We start from the raw sequence: 1064 nt of genomic DNA, 5'->3' as shown, positions 1-1064 counted from the left end.
GGATATTGAAGCGTCAGAAAAACGATGCGGCAGATGCCGAAGCGATCGTAATCGCGGCTCAGAGACCGGAAATGCGCTTTGTAGATCCAAAGACTGCCGAGCAACAAAGCAGCGCAGTTTTATTTCGCGCTCGAGAGCGCCTTGTGCATCAGCGCACCGAACTGGCCAACGCACTCAGGGGGTGCCTCTATGAATATGGCCATGTTCTTCCGAAGGGAATGCATCAGTTGAAACGCATTGGTGAGATCCTCAATAACCCAAATAGCGACTTGCCAGATTTGATGCGCGAGGAGTGTCGCGACCTGATGGACCAGATTGCCGAGAAGACGGTGCGCATCGATGCGCGAACAGTGAAGATCAAGGCGCTGGCGGCTGAAGCCGACACGTCGCGGCGACTACAAACAATTCCAGGTGTCGGCCCGTTGACCTCCCTGGCTGTTGAGGCCTTTGCCCCGCCCATGGAGAGCTTTCGGTGCGGGCGCGACTTTGCCGCATGGCTAGGTCTTGTTCCGCGCCAATTCTCCTCCGGTGGAAAAGAGCGGCTCGGACGCATTTCTAAGGCGGGCCAAGCTGATATCCGCCGACTGCTAATCATTGGCGCGATGTCGCGCCTGACCTGGCTGACCCGCAAATCGATCACCGAAGGCTCATGGCTCGCGCGCATCGCCGCGCGAAAGCCAAGAATGCTTGTAGCGATCGCATTGGCCAACAAAATGGCGCGTACGATTTGGGCCGTGCTTACAAAAAATGAGGATTATCGAGTTCCGACACGGGCGGCCGTAGCATGATCGATATGCCACTGCAGCTTGGCGTCGGATAGCGAGGGAGTAAGAAGGCGACGACCCGAATGGGCAAAATGATCGAACAGATCTGGATCAGGAAAACCAGTGTAGTCTCTTGAGCATCTGAGCTCGTTTGAAAGATTTGGACCTGATCCGCAGATCACCATACCGGCCAGCGGCTTTTGACATGCCGCATTCAAAGGCCTGACAGAAGACCGCACTCGATCACTGGCATATTTGGGTTAGAAACTTCTTGCCACACGGGCGGCAACCACAGAAGAG

At 55.6% G+C, this 1064-nt stretch carries 1 protein-coding gene; it reads left to right on the top strand.

What is annotated here, in order from left to right; translation table 11 throughout:
• On the top strand, nucleotides 1-788 hold a 788-nt coding region (locus AC244_RS34755; protein ID WP_053253363.1), incomplete at its 5' end, for an IS110 family transposase.
• Nucleotides 789-1064: the final 276 nt, after the last annotated feature.

Origin of the sequence: Ensifer adhaerens (genome assembly GCF_001270265.1) — a bacterium.
Lineage (GTDB): Bacteria > Pseudomonadota > Alphaproteobacteria > Rhizobiales > Rhizobiaceae > Ensifer > Ensifer adhaerens_B.
Note: the sequence above shows the minus strand (reverse complement) of the source record. Positions and strands in the feature narration are given on the sequence as shown.